The sequence below is a fragment of the Actinoplanes sp. NPDC051494 genome (assembly GCF_044454705.1).
Lineage (GTDB): Bacteria > Actinomycetota > Actinomycetes > Mycobacteriales > Micromonosporaceae > Actinoplanes.
On the sequence record NZ_JBITDZ010000003.1, the window covers coordinates 508435 to 522739 of the forward strand.

Below are 14305 nucleotides of genomic sequence, written 5' to 3' on the forward strand. Positions count from 1 at the left end.
TCAGGCCGTGGGACAGGCTTTCGGCGTGGTCAGCGTCGCCCCCGACAGGGCCTGCCGGACCAGGGCGGACACCGCCGGGTTCGTCGGCAGCTCACTGTGCGAGACGGTCAGGCCAGGACAAAGACCCTGCATCGGTACGTTCACCGCGCCGTCCAGCCGCGCCGAATCCGGCGGTTGCACGGTCTCGTCGTCCTCGGTCCAGATCGACAGCCAGGGCAGCCCGGACGGCAGGTCGTCGTCGGCGATCCCGGTCAGCAGGTCGCTGCCCGGGGCGAGCTGACGGCAGGCGACCGGGCAGGAGTCCGGGGCCAGTGCCGCGCCCAGCCCGGCGAGCCGGGTCCCGTGCAACGGCGAACCGAGCGTGACGACGCGGCGGGCAAACCTGGCCCCGTCGTGCCGCTGCACCCAGAGCCGGGCGACCACGCCACCGGCGGAGTACCCGACGATGTCGACCGAGGGTGCCCCGTCGTCGAGCGCGGTCCGCACCGCCTGCTCGAGCGTCCCGGCCGACACGACCAGGTCACCGGTGCCATCCCCGGGCAGCGCCACCACCCGTGCCGGCCGGCCGTCGGCCTCCAGCAGCTCGGCGAGCCTGGTCAGGGCGGTGGTGCTGCCGCCGTACCCGGGGACCAGCAGCACGGTCCCGGCGGCGGCCTGATCCGGGCCAGGCCGGTCGCGCTCCCCGGCCCCGCGCACCACGAACACCACCGCGACCGCGGCCAGCACGACGGCGGCGGCGGTGACCAGAGCGATCCAGCGTCCGCGAGTCACCGCCCCATCATGCAACCGCCCCGGGCGGCGGGGGATCACATCTGGACGAGCGACCCCGCGTACATCTTGTCGATCTCGTCGGCGAAGTTGGCCTCGACGCTGCGGCGCTTGATCTTCATGGAGGGGGTGATCTCGCCGCGTTCGATGCTGAGGTCGCGGGGCAGGATGGCGAACTTCTTCACCGTCTCCCAGCGGTTGAGCTTGGCGTTGAGCTGGTCGATGTAGTCGGCGACCAGCTTCTGGGTCTCCGCGGCGACGGCGATCTCCTCGTAGCTGCGCCCGGCCAGCGGGCCGCCCGCCGCCCAGGCCACGATGGCTTCCTCGTCGAGGCTGATCAGCATGGTGACGAAGTTGCGGGCCTGACCGACGACGACCGCCTGCGACGTGTACGGGCAGACCGCCTTGAACATGCCCTCGATCGCCGACGGCGCGATGTACTTGCCGCCGGACGTCTTGACCAGGTCCTTCTTGCGGTCGGTGACCTTGAGGTAGTTGTCGGCGTCGAGCTCGCCGATGTCGCCGGTGCGCAGGAAGCCGTCCTCGGTGAACGCCTCGGCGGTCTCCTTGGGCAGGTTGTGGTAGCCGCGCATGACCGTTCTGCCGCGCAGCAGGATCTCACCGTCGGCGTCGATCCTGCATTCGAGGTCGCCGAGCGGCTGACCGACCGTGCCGATCTTGATCTTGCGGTGCCGGTTGCAGAAGTCGGCGGCGCTGGCCTCGGTGAGGCCGTAGCCCTCCATGATCGGGAGGTTGGCCGCGGCGAAGAACTCGGCGATGTCGCGGCTCAGCGGGGCCGAACCCGAGACCAGGGCGCGCATCCGGCCGCCGAGGCGCTGCTGGAGCTTGGAGAAGACGAGCTTCTCGGCGAGGGCGTACTGCGCCTTGAGCGGGGCCGGGACCGGCTTGCCGGCCTGTTCCAGGGCGACCTTGCGCTTGCCGGTGGCCACCGCCCAGTGGAAGATCTTCGTCTTCAGGCCGCCGGAGCCGGTCGCCGTGGTGACCGTCTTGTTGTAGACCTTCTCGAAGATCCGCGGGGCGCCGCACATCAGCGTCGGCTTGACCACCGACAGCATGTCGACGAGCTTGTCGACCCGGCCGTCGACGTAGGTCGGCACCCCCACGTGGATGATGCCGCAGGTCAGCGACTTGCCGAACGAGTGCGACAGCGGGAGCCAGAGGAACTGCAGGTCGGTGGGCTCGAACAGGCCCACCCCGGACTGCGCGACGCCCTGCCAGCACCAGCCGCCGTGGGTCAGCTCCACGCCCTTGGGCCGGCCGGTGGTGCCGGACGTGTAGATCAGCGTGGCGATGTTGTCCGGGCCGATGCCGTCCGCGATCCGCTCGATGAGGTCGGGCGTCGTGGCCAGGGCCGCGCGGCCGCGCTCCTCGAGCTCGGCGAGGGTGAGCTGGGGCGGCTGGGCCGACGCGTCGGCGAGACCGTCGATGACCACCAGGTGGGTCAGCGAGGTCTCGACACCGGAGAGCTTCAGTGCCTGCCGCGGGTTCTCGGCGAAGAGCACCTTGGACCCCGAGTCGGCGACGATGAACGCGGCGTCCTCGGGCTCGGTGGTCGGGTAGACCGTGGTGGTCGCGCCGCCGGCGAGGTTGATGCCGAGGTCGGCGAGGATCCACTCGATGCGGGTGCCGGACAGGATGGAGACGCGGTCCTCGAGGCCGATGCCGAGCTCCGCGAGCCCGGCCGCGATCGCCTTGGCCCGCTCGCCGATCTGCGACCAGGTCAGCCAGGTGATGCCCGTGTCATCCGCGGTGGGGACGGCGAACGCTTTGTCCTCCGGGGTTTTCCGCACCCGCTGCAGCAGCATGTCGGGAATCGACCGGTAGGGAACCTCGAGAGCCATCGGCGCCGCCTCTTTGCGTCTGTGTGGGGCTGTAACAGCCGTGTTACCGAAGGGTATTGCCCCGGACTCGCGGGCACCAGCCCACCCCGGACCTGCGTTGATCCTATCCGCGCCGCTCGGGCCGTTACTGAAAGGCACTTAACAGTCAGCGATATGGTTGTTTCGATATAGGCACCTATCGACTGTTTGGCCCTACTGTCGGGGGCCAGGATCTTTCTTCCCCCAAAGAAGACGGTGCCCGGGCTGGTCGGCCCGGGCACCGTTTTCTGGTGGTACGCGTACAGAACGCCGATCAGTCGTCGGAACCGTGCCCGCCCTTGTCGTCCGAGCCGTGCCGCCCGTGGTCGTCCCCGCCCTTGTCGTCCGAGCCGCGGCCCCGGTTGTCGGACCGGTGGCGCAGGACCTCGCCGGTCGTGCGGTCGACGTCGATGTCGTGCTCGACGCCGCCGGTGACGACGTCGATGTCCCAGACCGCCCGGCCGTGCTCGGTCTCGCGCTCCACCGACGCGACGTGACCGCCGCCGGCGACCCGGATCGCGATCGCCTTGGCCGCGTCCAGGCTGATCCCCGACGCCGAGGCGGCCGACGAGGAGCTTGCCGACGCCGATGCCGACGGCAACGGGGACGCCGATGCCGACGGGGACGCCGATGCCGAGTCGTCCGTTGCGGAGGGTGACGGGGAGGCCGCATCGTCGGTGAAGCTGGGGTCGTCGGTGAAGCTGGGGGACGGCGTGATGACGTCGCCGTTCGGCTTCATCGGCACGGCGCCGTTGTCGTCGGCGCCGTCCGAGGCCAGTGCCACCCCGCCGACGGCGAGGGCGGCGAACGCGCCGGCGGCCAGGGCGGAAGCGGTGCGAAGCCTGATCATGTGAACCTCCGGTGTCTCGTGAACTTGACACCGGAAGAGTGCCGCGCCGCAGGCTATGGGGGCGCTGTGTGATCCCTAAGCTCCGGTAAAGGCCGTCGCGCCGAGCTCCACGCGCACCCGCGCCCCGCCGCCCGGGGCTGCCTCCACCCGCAGGCTCCCGCCGGCGGTCTCCGCGGCCCGCCGGGCGATGTCGAGACCGAGCCCGGTCGAGCCGCTGCCGGACGAGCCCCGGTCCAACGCCCGCGCCGGGAACCCGGGACCATGGTCACTGACCGTGAGAACAGCGCCGCCCCCGGGCCGGGGCGTCAGGGCCACGGCGAGCGCCGTGCCGTCCGGTGTGTGCGCGAAGACGTTGCCGAGCAGCGCGTCGAGGGCCGCCGCCAGCTCGTCGGCGGATATCGCCACGGGCAGGGGTGCGGACGGGAGCTCACGGCGTACCTCCCGGTCGGTGTCCTCGGCCAGGACGGTCCAGAAGGCGACCCGGTCGGTGACCACCGCCGTGGCGTCGCAGGCCTGTCTCTCGCCGCCCCGGCGGCGGGCCTGCTGGATGACCACCGTGACGGCCCGCTCGATGCTGTCCGCGGCCGCCGCGACCCGGGCCGCTTCCTCGGTGTCCCGCAGCGACTCCACCTCGAGCCGCAACGCGGTCAACGGCGTCCGCAGCCGGTGCGAGAGATCGGCGACCTGCTCGCGTTCCTCGCGCAGCAGATCCTGGATGCGCGCGGCGAGATGGTTGAGCGCCCCGGCGACCTCACGCACCTCGGGCGGCCCGGCGGGGGACGCCCGCGCGGACAGCTCGGCACGCGCGAGCCGGTGCGAGACCGCGGCGAGCTCGGCGATCGGGGCGACCAGCGACCGCGCCAGCCGGTCGGCGACGAGCAGTCCGATCGCGACCAGCGTCAGCCCCAGACCGGCCAGCACCAGCCAGGACCGGGTCACCCCCCGGGTCAGTTCGGCATCGGGCACCACGGTCCGGATCACGTAGCGGCCCCGGGTGCTGACCACCGGCACGACGAACTCGCGCCCGGCCGGCGTCGCCACCACGAAAGCCCCGGTCCGGGCCGAGGCCAGCCGCACCGCCGGGGTCCGTCCGGCCGGGGCGCCGAGCACCGAACCGTCCGGGGTGAAGATGCTGACCGGCAGCGGCTGCCCCTCGGCGGAGAGCGCCAGCACGTCGTCGGAACTGCTGCCGATCAGCGGCACGATGCTCTGCAGCGACGCGGTGGCCCGGCTGACCGCGCGGTCCGCGGCCACCTGCCGCACCAGCACCGCCAACGGCACCAGGAACGCGATCAGGACCAGGCAGGTGGTCGCGGCGACCAGCAGGGTCAGGCGCCGTCTCACCCGGGCCCACTCAGCCGTACGCCGACCCCGCGCACCGTGTGCAGATAGCGCGGTGCCTGCGCGGTCTCCCCGAGCTTGCGGCGCAGCCACGACAGATGCACGTCGACGGTCTTGTCCGCCCCGCCGTAGGGCACCTGCCACACCTCGCTGAGCAGCTCCCGCTTGGTCACCACCTGACCGGCCCGCGCGGCGAGGTGGTGCAGCAGGTCGAACTCGCGCGGCGTCAGGTCCAGCGACGTCCCGTCCAGGCTGGCGGTCCGCGCCCCGGCGTCGATCCGGAGCCCGCCGACGATCAGCGCCACCGGTTTCGAGCCGGCCGACTCGCCCCGCCGCAGCACCGCGCGGACCCGCGCGTCGAGCTGCGCGGCGGTGAACGGCTTGACCACGTAGTCGTCGGCGCCGGCGTCCAGCACCCGGACGATCTCGGCCTCGTCGTCCCGGGCGGTCGCCACGATCACCGGGATGGTGCTCACCGCCCGCAGCATCCGCAGCAGTTCCTTGCCGTCCAGGTCGGGCAGCCCCAGGTCGAGCACGATCAGGTCGGGCCGTTCGGCGAGCGCGGTCTGCAGCCCGTCCATCGCGGTGTGCGAGGCGGCGACGGCATGACCGCGCTCCCGCAGGGCCCGCAGCAGATTGGTACGGATCGCCGCGTCATCCTCGATCAGAAGCAGGTGGGCCACTCGCGCACGCTATCCGACCGGGCCGCCCCGGCCGCGTCCCTTAACCCTCTTTTATCGTCCCCCTGGGTGAGTCTTAGCGCCGGGCCGGGCATAGTCGGCCAGGTGAAACGTCGCACGCTCATCGTCCTGGCCGGCTGGCTCGGCGCGGCCGTGCTCGCCGTCGTCGTCGGCATCACGGCGATCAGCGTCCTCCGCGCCGGCCTGACCTCCTCCGCCGACCGCCCCCTGACCGCGGCTGAGGTCGACCGCCTGCTCCGCGACCTGCCGTCGGAGCCGGCTCCGTCGCCATCGGCCCCGTCGCCATCGGCTTCGCAGGGGGTGGGCACCTCACCACCACCTGAGGTCACCAGCCGGACCCTTGCCACGGCCGGCGGCACGGTGGTCGCCCGCTGCCCGGCCGGCCGGCCGGAGATCGTCTCCGCGGCCCCCCGCCCGGGCTTCGCCCTGCACGAACAGCACGGCGCCGAAGGCGAGTTCCGGGGCACGTCCGACAACCACAACCGGGTCAAGTTCACCATCACCTGCGCCGGCACCACCCCCACCCTCACCCTCCGCACCTCCGGCGGCGGGGACGACGACTGATCAACGGCGAGGCCCACCAGGCCGCCCTCGACCCCTGCATCCGCCTCCACCGCCGCCCGCAAACGGGAGGTGCCACCCCTGTCCCCCGCCTCACGGCGGTCAGGTCGAACGGAACCGCCGGCTGAACACGGCCGACGCCCCGTGTGGGTAACTCGCGTCCGGCAGGTAGCCGTCGCAACCCCGGCAGAACGGATATGCGTCGACGCGCGATCCGGTTGCATCCAGCGCTGCTCGGACGCTCATGAGCCGGACGCTATGGCCGAGATCTGACGAGAGCGACGTTTGCTCAGATTGTCGTATGACTACTAGTCTCGGGTGAACCGCTGGGTCGCAGGTAGTCGCTACCTCAGGGAACTGTTGTGCGCACTTCGCGAGGGCGCGGTGCCGCGCGGCGAAGATTTCCTGCTCCAGAAAGAGCTATACCCCGGGTCGCATGCAAGCAGAGGCGGGTCCCGGGGCGTACAAGAGGGAGCCTAGCACGATGGCTGACAACACAGGAAGCGCATCGGAGGGCCCGATCGCCGAGGGGGGTCAGGAATTGATCAGGAAGTTCCTCTCGGAACCACGCTTTCAGCGCTACAGACGCGACTGTGCGGGTGACGACGGCGAGGCATGGCGCCTCTACTGGTGGAATGTCGAGGTATCGTCCGCGTTCTATCCTGCTCTGCACTGCCTGGAGATAGCGTTGCGGAACGCCTTTCATGAGGCGTTGGCATCCCACCACGGTCGGGGTGACTGGTGGAATGCGGTGACCCTGCCCGGTGTCGGTACCCGGATGGTGGAGGAGGCCACGGAGAAGCTGCGTCGCTCATTGCCGCAACCTGGCGCCGACGACGTCGTCGCGGCATTGACGTTCGGGTTCTGGGTTTCGCTGTTGAGCCGGTCCAACGAAGTCGCCCTGTGGAGGCCGGCCCTCTATCGAGTCTTCCGGCCCGGCTATCGCGGGCCGAGGGGTGAGATGCATCGACGGATCGAACATCTGCGCTTGTTCCGGAACCGGATCATGCATCACGAGCCGATCTACTGGAGGCGCCTGGTCCGGGACCGTTCCAGCATCTACGACCTGGTGGAGAACGTGGTTCCTGAGATGGGCCCGGAAATGCGAAGGATCGATCCGCTGCCGGGAGTTCTCGCCCGGAATCCCCTTCGCCGCTGATCGCGCTGTGTGTATGCGAGGGGTTCGAGAGCGGGCGGCAGACTGGGGGGATGGATCTGGTTGTCGACCTCGAGGGGCGTGGGGAGCGGACGGTCCGGGTCTACCGGGCGCTGCGGGAGGCCATCGTGGACGGGCGGCTGGTCGCCGGGCACCGGTTGCCGGCTACCCGGGTGCTGGCCGCTGACCTCGGCGTTTCGCGCAACAGTGTGGCCACCGCCTATGAGCGGCTGGTCGCCGAGGGGTATCTGGTCGCCCGGATCGGGGCCGGGACGTTCGTGGCCGACGTGCGATCGGAGCCGGTTCCCCGGCGGGCGGCGGCCGATCCGCTCACGCCGCGGGCGGGGTGGAGCTTCACGCCACGGGCCTCGGACGGCGACGAGCCCAAGCCACGGTACGACTTCCGCAGCGGCATCCCGGACGCGACGCTGTTCCCGTTCGAGACGTGGCGGCGGTTCGTGGCGGCGGAGTTGCGGCTGCGGGCGCATGATCCCGGCGGGTATGCCGGGCCGGCCGGGCATCCGGGTCTGCGGGCCGCGGTCGCCCGCTATCTGGGGTATTCCCGTTCTTTGCGGGTCACGGCCGACGATGTGCTGATCACCAACGGTACCCAGCATGCCCTCGATCTGATCGGCCGTGTCCTGCTGGCTCCCGGTGACGTGGTCGCGGTCGAGGAGCCGGGGTATCCGCCCGCGCGGCGGTTGTTCGCGTCGCTGGGGGCGCGCGTGGTCGGCGTACCCGTCGATGGTGCGGGGTTGGTCGTCGATGCCCTGCCGGAGGACGCGCGGATCGTCTATGCGACGCCGTCGCACCAGTTCCCGCTGGGGCGGCCGATGAGTCTCGCCCGGCGGCACGCGTTGCTGGACTGGGCGCGGCGCAAGCAGGTCGCGTTGCTGGAGGACGACTACGACAGCGAGTTCCGGTATTCGGCCCGGCCGCTGGAACCGTTGCACAGCCTCGACACCGCGGGGCGGGTGCTCTATCTCGGCACGTTCTCCAAGACGATGATCCCCAGCGTGCGGACCGGTTTTGTGATCGCGCCACCGGCGTTGCGGTCCGCCCTGGCCGCGGCACGCCAGCTCGGTGACGGGTACGGCCAGATCGCCGTCCAGGCCGCGCTGGCCCGCTTCATCGACGAGGGGCAGCTGGCCCGGCATGTCCGCAGGGCCGCGAAGGCGTACGCGGACCGCCGCTCCCGGATCGTCGCCGCGCTCAGCGGTCATCCCGGGCTGGACGTGGTCGAGTCCGCGGCCGGGTTGCACGTCACGGCGCTCAGCCGGCGACCACCCGCCCCGAACCGGGTGGTCGCCGCGCTCGCGGCCAAGGGGGTGGCCGTCGAGGATCTCGCGGACTACGGCAGTGGGACCGGGTTCGTGTTCGGGTTCGGCGCGATCGACCCGGCGGTGCTGGACGAGGGGATGGCGCTCTTCCTGGACGAGCTGTAGAGCACCGCCGCCCCGGCCACGGCCAGGCTCCACAGTGCGGGCCGGCCGGTCAGCACGAGCAGGCCGCAGACCGCGACCAGGGCCAGTCCGGCACCGCGCCGGGTCCAGCCGCGGGGCAGCAGGCGCAACGCGGCGGCCGTACCGAGGATGTAGACCAGCGTGAAACAACCGGTGACCAGCAACATCGTGGTTTTCAGGTCGAACGGGAGGGCGAACGCCGCGATCGCGCCCAGGGTCACGAAGACCAGCGATCTCCGGACCGTGCCGAACGGGCGGGCCGGCAGCGCGCCTTCGGCCGCGAGCGCCGCGCCGAGCCGGGAGGTGCCGGCGATGTACGCGTTCATCGCCCCGATGGTGAGCAGCACCGCGACGACGGCGGTGAGCGCCCGGACCGGGCCGCCCAGGCCGGCCGCGAGCAGGTCGGCGAGCGGTGCCGGGCTGTCGCCGGCGGCCGGGCCGAGCACGAGGACGCTGGTCGCGGCGACCGCGAGGTAGAGCACGCCGACGACGAGGACCGCGGCGCCGGTCGCGAGCGGGACGTCGCGGCGCGGGTCGCGGTAGTCGCCGGACAGCGAACTGACCGCCTCCCAGCCGGCGAATCCCCAGACCAGCACCGCCGCGGCGGCGCCGACACCCGCCCAGCCGTGCGGGGCGAACGGGGTGAGGTTGGCGAGCCGGGCGTGCGGCAGCGCGGCGACGACGGTGACCACGAGCAGGGCGGCGAGGGTGGCGGTCAGGCCCAGTTGTGCCCGGCCGGAGATCCGCAGCCCGAACCAGTTCATCGTGACGACCACGGTGAGGCAGAACAGGAACGTGGCCAGCACGGTGGTCCGGCCGCCGCCCAGCACGTCGGCGACGTAGCCGCCGGCGAACGCGGCCGCCGCCGGGGTGCCCAGCGGGACGGCGAAGAAGAAGCACCAGCCGACGGCCGCGGCGGCGCGCGGGCCGAAGGCCAGACGGACGTAGGTGGAGACGCCGCCGGCCCCCGGATAACGGGCTCCGAGCGCCGCGAAGGTCCAGGCCAGGGGAGCGGAGAGCAGGATCAGGACGAGCCAGGCGAGCAGCGACGCGGGTCCGGCCTCGGCCGCGGCCAGCGCCGGCATCGAGATGACCCCGGTGCCGAGGACGGCGCCGACGGACAGGGCTGTGCCTTGGGCACGGGAGAGGGCCATGACGTCGACCGTAGGCAGTCGATTGGCCCCCTGTCCGGGCCAATCAAGCCTGGATCGGAAGGGCCAATCCGGTGGGTACGGCGATCAGCGGCCGAGTTTCGCCGTCCGGAGGGACTGGTCGCCGGTGACCTCGACGCGGGAGACGCGCTGGCGGCCGGACAGGAAGAGCACCAGTTCGCCCGGGGCGCCGGTGAGGGTGGCCGTGGGTTCGCCGTCGCCGATCTGCAGGACGCCGTGACCGGGCGCCTCGATCCGGACCGGCTGGAACGGGCGCAGCGTCATCCGCGACGTCAGCTTCACGCCCTTCCAGAGCGCGAGCTCGAAGTCCTTGTCCAGCGGGCGGGGCTCCCAGCCGGGCTGCGCACGGCGCACGTCCTCGTGGTGGATGAAGAACTCGGTGCCGTTGGTCAGCCGGTCGACGAGCGGGATCGGGCTCCAGGCCGGCGGGTTGCGCAGCTCCTCGACGATCGCGGGGTACGGCGCGCCGGTCTTGGCCGCGCGCACCTTCTCGGCGTGCCCGGCCAGCGCGGGGACCACCGAACCGGCCGCGGTGTCCGGGCGGCGCTCGCGGACCACGACGTGCGCGGCGAGGTCACGGGTGGTCCAGCCCTCGCAGCAGGTCGGCGCGTCCGGCCCGGCCGCTAGCAGGCTGTCGGCGAGCAGGTGGCGCTCGGTACGCGCGAAGTCCGTCATGCATCGATCTTAGGCTGTCGATGATCGCGGGGCTGCGCGCGGCTGTAATTGTGGACACAATGTAAATCCCGTGGTTTCCGGCGGGCGATTCGGCAGGATGGATCGGTAAGGCCGGTACGGCCGGCGGGCGCTTACTTCAGGGCGGGGAACCAGTGACCACGAGGGCCAGCACGGACGTGCTGGGACGGGGCCTGCGGGTGCTCGGCCGCGCGATCCGCACCGAGCCGCGGCTCTTCATCATCGGCGCGGCCGGCAGCAGCCTGTTCGGCCTGCTCGTCATCGCCAACTCCTACGTCGTCGGCGCGGTCACCGGCCGCGTGGTCGTGCCGGCGTTCACCGAGCACCGGGCCGGGGTGCGCGAGCTCGCGGTGATCGCCGCGGTGTTCGTCGGCATCTCCGTGCTGCGGGTCGCCAGCATCTTCGGCCGCCGACTCGGTGCAGGTTACATGCAGTTCGCGCTGCAGGCCCGCTACCGGCGCGCGGTCACCCGGCGCTACCTGGCCCTGCCCCCGGCATGGCACCAGAAGCACTCGACCGGCACGTTGCTGTCCAACGCGAACTCCGACGTGGAGGCCGCTTTCGTACCCATCGCGCCGTTGCCGTTCGCGGTCGGCACCATCGTCATGATCGTCGCCGCGGTGGTGTCGCTGTTCTTCACCGACTGGGTGCTCGCGCTGGTCGGGGTGTTCCTGTTCCCGGCCCTGTTCGGCCTCAACTATGTCTATTCGCGGCGGATGTCCCCGCGGCAGATCCGCGCCCAGCAACTGCGCGGCAAGGTCAGCGCGGTCGCGCACGAGAGCTTCGACGGCGCGCTGGTGGTCAAGACCATGGGCCGCGAGGCCGACGAGTCACGCCGGTTCCGGGTGCACGTCAGCGAGCTGCGCGACGCGCTGATCTCGGTCGGCCGGCTGCGCGGCGCGTTCGACCCGGTCATGGACGCGCTGCCCAGCATCGGCACGCTCGCCGTCCTGCTGCTCGGCGCGTGGCGGCTGCAGAGCGGCGCGATCACCGTCGCCGAGGTGGTCAGCGTCGCGTTCCTGTTCACCGTGCTGGCCTTCCCGGTACGCGCGATCGGCTGGGTGGTCGCCGAACTGCCGCGCAGCGTCGCCGGCTGGGAGCGGGTCCAGGCCGTCCTCGGCGCCACCGGCGACCTCGCCTACGGCACGGCCACCACCCCCGGCACCGGCCCGGCCGCGCTCATCTTCGATCAGGTCTCCTTCTCGTACGCGGGTGGCGCCGACGTGCTGCACGACGTCTCCTTCACCGTCCCGGCCGGTAAAACCGTGGCGCTGGTCGGCGCGACCGGCTCCGGCAAGTCGACGATCGCGTCGCTCGCCGTGCGCCTCGTCGACCCGGCCGGCGGCACCGTCTCGGTGGACGGCGTGCCCCTGCCCGAGCTGACCGCGTCCGCGCTGGCCGGGACGTCCGCGCTGGTCCCGCAGATCCCGTTCGTGTTCGACGACACCGTGCGCGGCAACGTCACCCTCGACCGCGACGGGATCGACGACGACGCGACCTGGAAGGCACTGCGGATGGCCCAGGCCGAGGGCTTCGTCGAGAAGCTGCCCGGCGGGCTGGACACCGCGGTCGGCGAGCGCGGCACCTCGCTCTCCGGCGGCCAGCGCCAGCGGCTCACCCTCGCCCGCGCGCTCGCCGGACGGCCCCGGCTGCTCGTGCTCGACGACGCGACCAGCGCGGTCGACCCGCGGGTCGAGGCGGCCGTCCTCGCGTCGCTGCGGGACAAGGACGCGGGCGCGTCGATCCTGGTCGTGGCCTACCGGCGGGCCACGATCGCGCTCGCCGACGAGGTGGTCTACCTCGAGGACGGCAAGGTCGTCGCCACCGGCACCCACACCGCGTTGATGGCCTCCGAGCCCGGTTATCTGGGGCTCGTCACCGCGTACGAGAAAAATGACGAGGTCGAGGTCCAAGCGTGACCACCGCAGTAGTCGAACCTGAAGAAGGCACCCTCGCGACCGTCCGGCGCGGCATCGCGCTGTCGCCGGAGCTGCGTCCCGGGCTGGCCGGCACCCTGGTGCTGGCGCTCGTCTCGATGCTCGGCCGGGTCGCCGTGCCGATCGCCGTGCAGCAGGGCATCGACCGGGGCATCCGCGCCCCCGGCGGGCCGCACCTCGACGTCATCGCGGTGATCGTGCTGATCGCGGTCGGCCTGCTGGTGATCTCCACGGTCTGCGGATACCTCATGACCCGCCGGCTGTTCACGGTCAGCGAGACCGCGCTGGCATCGCTGCGGGCCCGCACGTTCCGGCACATCCACGACCTGTCCATGCTGCACCAGCAGTCCGAGCGGCGCGGGTCGCTGGTCTCCCGGGTCACCGGCGACATCGACCAGATCACCCAGTTCCTGCAGACCGGCGGCGTGCAGCTGATGCTGACCGCCGGCCAGGTCGTGGTCACCACCGTGGTCATGCTCGTCTACTCGTGGCAGCTCACCCTGGTGGTGTTCCTCGCGTTCGTGCCCGCCGTCATCGTGATCCGGCTGTATCAGCGCCGGCTCGCCGGCGTCTACCGCATCGTGCGGGAACGCACCGGGATCATGCTCGGCGCGGTCGCCGAGAGCGTCGTCGGCGCGACCGTCATCCGCGCGTACGGCGTGGCCGGGCGTACCGGCAAGCGCCTCGACACCGCGATCGACAGCCTGCGGGTGGCCCAGCAACGCGCGCTGCGGACCAGTGTGACGAGCTTCTCCACCGGTGAGCTGGCCGCCGGGGTCGCGCTGGCCGCGGTGGTCGTGGTCGGGGTCCTCATGGGCGTCGGCGGCGGGCTGACCGTCGGCAAGCTGACCGCGTTCCTGTTCCTGGTCACGCTGTTCATCCAGCCGGTGCAGATCGCCACCGAGGTGCTCAACGAGGCGCAGAACGCGGTGGCCGGCTGGCGGCGGGTGCTCGACGTGCTCGACATCGACCCGGACGTCGCCGACCCCGACCTCGACGGTGTCGCTCTGCCGCCGGGGCCGCTGTCCGTACGCTTCGCCGACGTCTCGTACCGCTATCCCGGCGGCCCGGTCGTGCTCTCCGGTGTCGACCTGGAGATCCCGGCCCGCACCAAGGTCGCGGTCGTCGGCGAGACCGGCAGCGGCAAGACCACGTTCGCCAAGCTGCTCACCCGGCTGATGGACCCGGCCGGCGGCGAGGTGCTGCTCGGCGGCACGCCGCTGACCACGGTGCGGTTCGACTCGCTGCGCTCGCGGGTGGTCATGGTGCCGCAGGACGGTTTCCTGTTCGACGCCACGGTCGCCGAGAACATCCGCTTCGCCCGCCCCGAGATCACCGCCGACGAGATGGAGCTCGCGTTCTACGAGCTGGGCCTCGACGACTGGCTGTCCGGGCTGCCGCAGCGGCTCGACACGCCGGTCGGCGAACGCGGTGAGGCCCTCAGCGTGGGGGAGCGGCAGCTGGTGGCGCTGGTCCGGGCGTACGTCGCGGACCCCGACCTGCTCGTGCTGGACGAGGCGACCAGTGCGGTCGACCCGGCCACCGAGGTGCGCCTGCAGCGCGCGCTCGACGCGGTCACCCGCGGCCGGACGACGGTGGCCATCGCGCACCGGCTCTCCACCGCGGAGTCCGCCGACGAGGTGATCGTCGTCGACGCCGGCCGGGTGGTGCAGCGCGGGCCGCACGCCGCGCTGGTCGCCGATCGCGATTCCATCTACGCGAAGCTGTACGCCAGCTGGCTGGAGCAGACACGTTGAGATCCCGGCACTCCGTTGTGCCGGGA

12 protein-coding genes are annotated in these 14305 nt (G+C 71.9%); 5 read left to right on the forward strand and 7 right to left on the reverse strand.

What is annotated here, in order from left to right; translation table 11 throughout:
• From ACIA6A_RS14890 to ACIA6A_RS14910, 5 genes are all read right to left on the reverse strand, one after another.
• On the reverse strand, positions 1-771 hold the full coding sequence (locus tag ACIA6A_RS14890; RefSeq protein WP_396098149.1) for a lipase family alpha/beta hydrolase: 771 nt from the start codon (positions 769-771) through the stop codon (positions 1-3).
• Between the two features lie 35 nt (positions 772-806).
• A complete protein-coding gene (locus ACIA6A_RS14895) occupies positions 807-2630 on the reverse strand; it encodes an AMP-dependent synthetase/ligase (RefSeq protein ID WP_396098150.1) in 1824 nt (607 codons plus the stop codon).
• A 292-nt stretch (positions 2631-2922) separates the two neighbouring features.
• The gene (locus ACIA6A_RS14900) at positions 2923-3498 is read right to left on the reverse strand and encodes a PepSY domain-containing protein (RefSeq protein ID WP_396098151.1); all 576 of its coding nucleotides are present in this window, start codon (positions 3496-3498) and stop codon (positions 2923-2925) included.
• Positions 3499-3573: 75 nt separating this feature from the next.
• Positions 3574-4842: a sensor histidine kinase gene (locus tag ACIA6A_RS14905; RefSeq protein ID WP_396098152.1), complete on the reverse strand. Its 1269-nt coding sequence runs from the start codon at positions 4840-4842 to the stop codon at positions 3574-3576.
• Positions 4839-5522 carry a response regulator transcription factor gene (locus ACIA6A_RS14910; protein WP_396098153.1) on the reverse strand — a complete coding sequence of 228 codons (684 nt, stop codon included), beginning with the start codon at positions 5520-5522 and terminating at the stop codon, positions 4839-4841. Before ACIA6A_RS14910 ends, ACIA6A_RS14905 begins: the two co-directional genes overlap by 4 nt.
• A gap of 102 nt (positions 5523-5624) precedes the next feature.
• Here ACIA6A_RS14910 and ACIA6A_RS14915 point away from each other — a divergent pair, with 102 nt between their 5' ends.
• The 3 genes from ACIA6A_RS14915 (at position 5625) to ACIA6A_RS14925 (ending at position 8702) form a co-directional block, all read left to right on the forward strand.
• Complete coding sequence (locus tag ACIA6A_RS14915; RefSeq protein WP_396098154.1) at positions 5625-6104, forward strand: hypothetical protein; 480 nt, start codon at positions 5625-5627, stop codon at positions 6102-6104.
• Positions 6105-6585: 481 nt separating this feature from the next.
• Positions 6586-7260 (forward strand): hypothetical protein, encoded by a 675-nt coding sequence (locus ACIA6A_RS14920; protein ID WP_396098155.1) that lies wholly within the window; start codon positions 6586-6588, stop codon positions 7258-7260.
• 50 nt (positions 7261-7310) lie between these two features.
• Positions 7311-8702: a PLP-dependent aminotransferase family protein gene (locus tag ACIA6A_RS14925; protein ID WP_396098156.1), complete on the forward strand. Its 1392-nt coding sequence runs from the start codon at positions 7311-7313 to the stop codon at positions 8700-8702.
• Here the strand turns inward: ACIA6A_RS14925 and ACIA6A_RS14930 are convergent.
• A complete protein-coding gene (locus tag ACIA6A_RS14930) occupies positions 8609-9874 on the reverse strand; it encodes an APC family permease (protein WP_396098157.1) in 1266 nt (421 codons plus the stop codon). The two genes, ACIA6A_RS14925 and ACIA6A_RS14930, sit on opposite strands and share 94 nt — an antisense overlap.
• An 84-nt stretch (positions 9875-9958) precedes the next feature.
• Positions 9959-10567, reverse strand: coding sequence for a TIGR03085 family metal-binding protein (locus tag ACIA6A_RS14935; RefSeq protein WP_396098158.1), 609 nt, complete (start codon positions 10565-10567; stop codon positions 9959-9961).
• Positions 10568-10743: 176 nt separating this feature from the next.
• On the opposite strand from ACIA6A_RS14935, the gene ACIA6A_RS14940 reads away from it, so the two are divergent.
• Positions 10744-12504, forward strand: a complete 1761-nt coding sequence (locus ACIA6A_RS14940) for an ABC transporter ATP-binding protein (protein WP_396098547.1) — start codon at positions 10744-10746, stop codon at positions 12502-12504.
• Positions 12501-14279 (forward strand): ABC transporter ATP-binding protein, encoded by a 1779-nt coding sequence (locus ACIA6A_RS14945; protein ID WP_396098159.1) that lies wholly within the window; start codon positions 12501-12503, stop codon positions 14277-14279. The genes ACIA6A_RS14940 and ACIA6A_RS14945 overlap by 4 nt, the downstream gene beginning before the upstream one ends.
• Positions 14280-14305: the final 26 nt, after the last annotated feature.

Coding starts and splice junctions, on each gene's coding strand:
- ACIA6A_RS14895 (WP_396098150.1), bottom strand. CDS start 2,630: ATGGCTCTCGAGGTTCCCTACCGGTCGATTCCCGACATGCTGCTGCAG.
- ACIA6A_RS14900 (WP_396098151.1), bottom strand. CDS start 3,498: ATGATCAGGCTTCGCACCGCTTCCGCCCTGGCCGCCGGCGCGTTCGCC.
- ACIA6A_RS14920 (WP_396098155.1), top strand. CDS start 6,586: ATGGCTGACAACACAGGAAGCGCATCGGAGGGCCCGATCGCCGAGGGG.
- ACIA6A_RS14925 (WP_396098156.1), top strand. CDS start 7,311: ATGGATCTGGTTGTCGACCTCGAGGGGCGTGGGGAGCGGACGGTCCGG.
- ACIA6A_RS14930 (WP_396098157.1), bottom strand. CDS start 9,874: ATGGCCCTCTCCCGTGCCCAAGGCACAGCCCTGTCCGTCGGCGCCGTC.
- ACIA6A_RS14935 (WP_396098158.1), bottom strand. CDS start 10,567: ATGACGGACTTCGCGCGTACCGAGCGCCACCTGCTCGCCGACAGCCTG.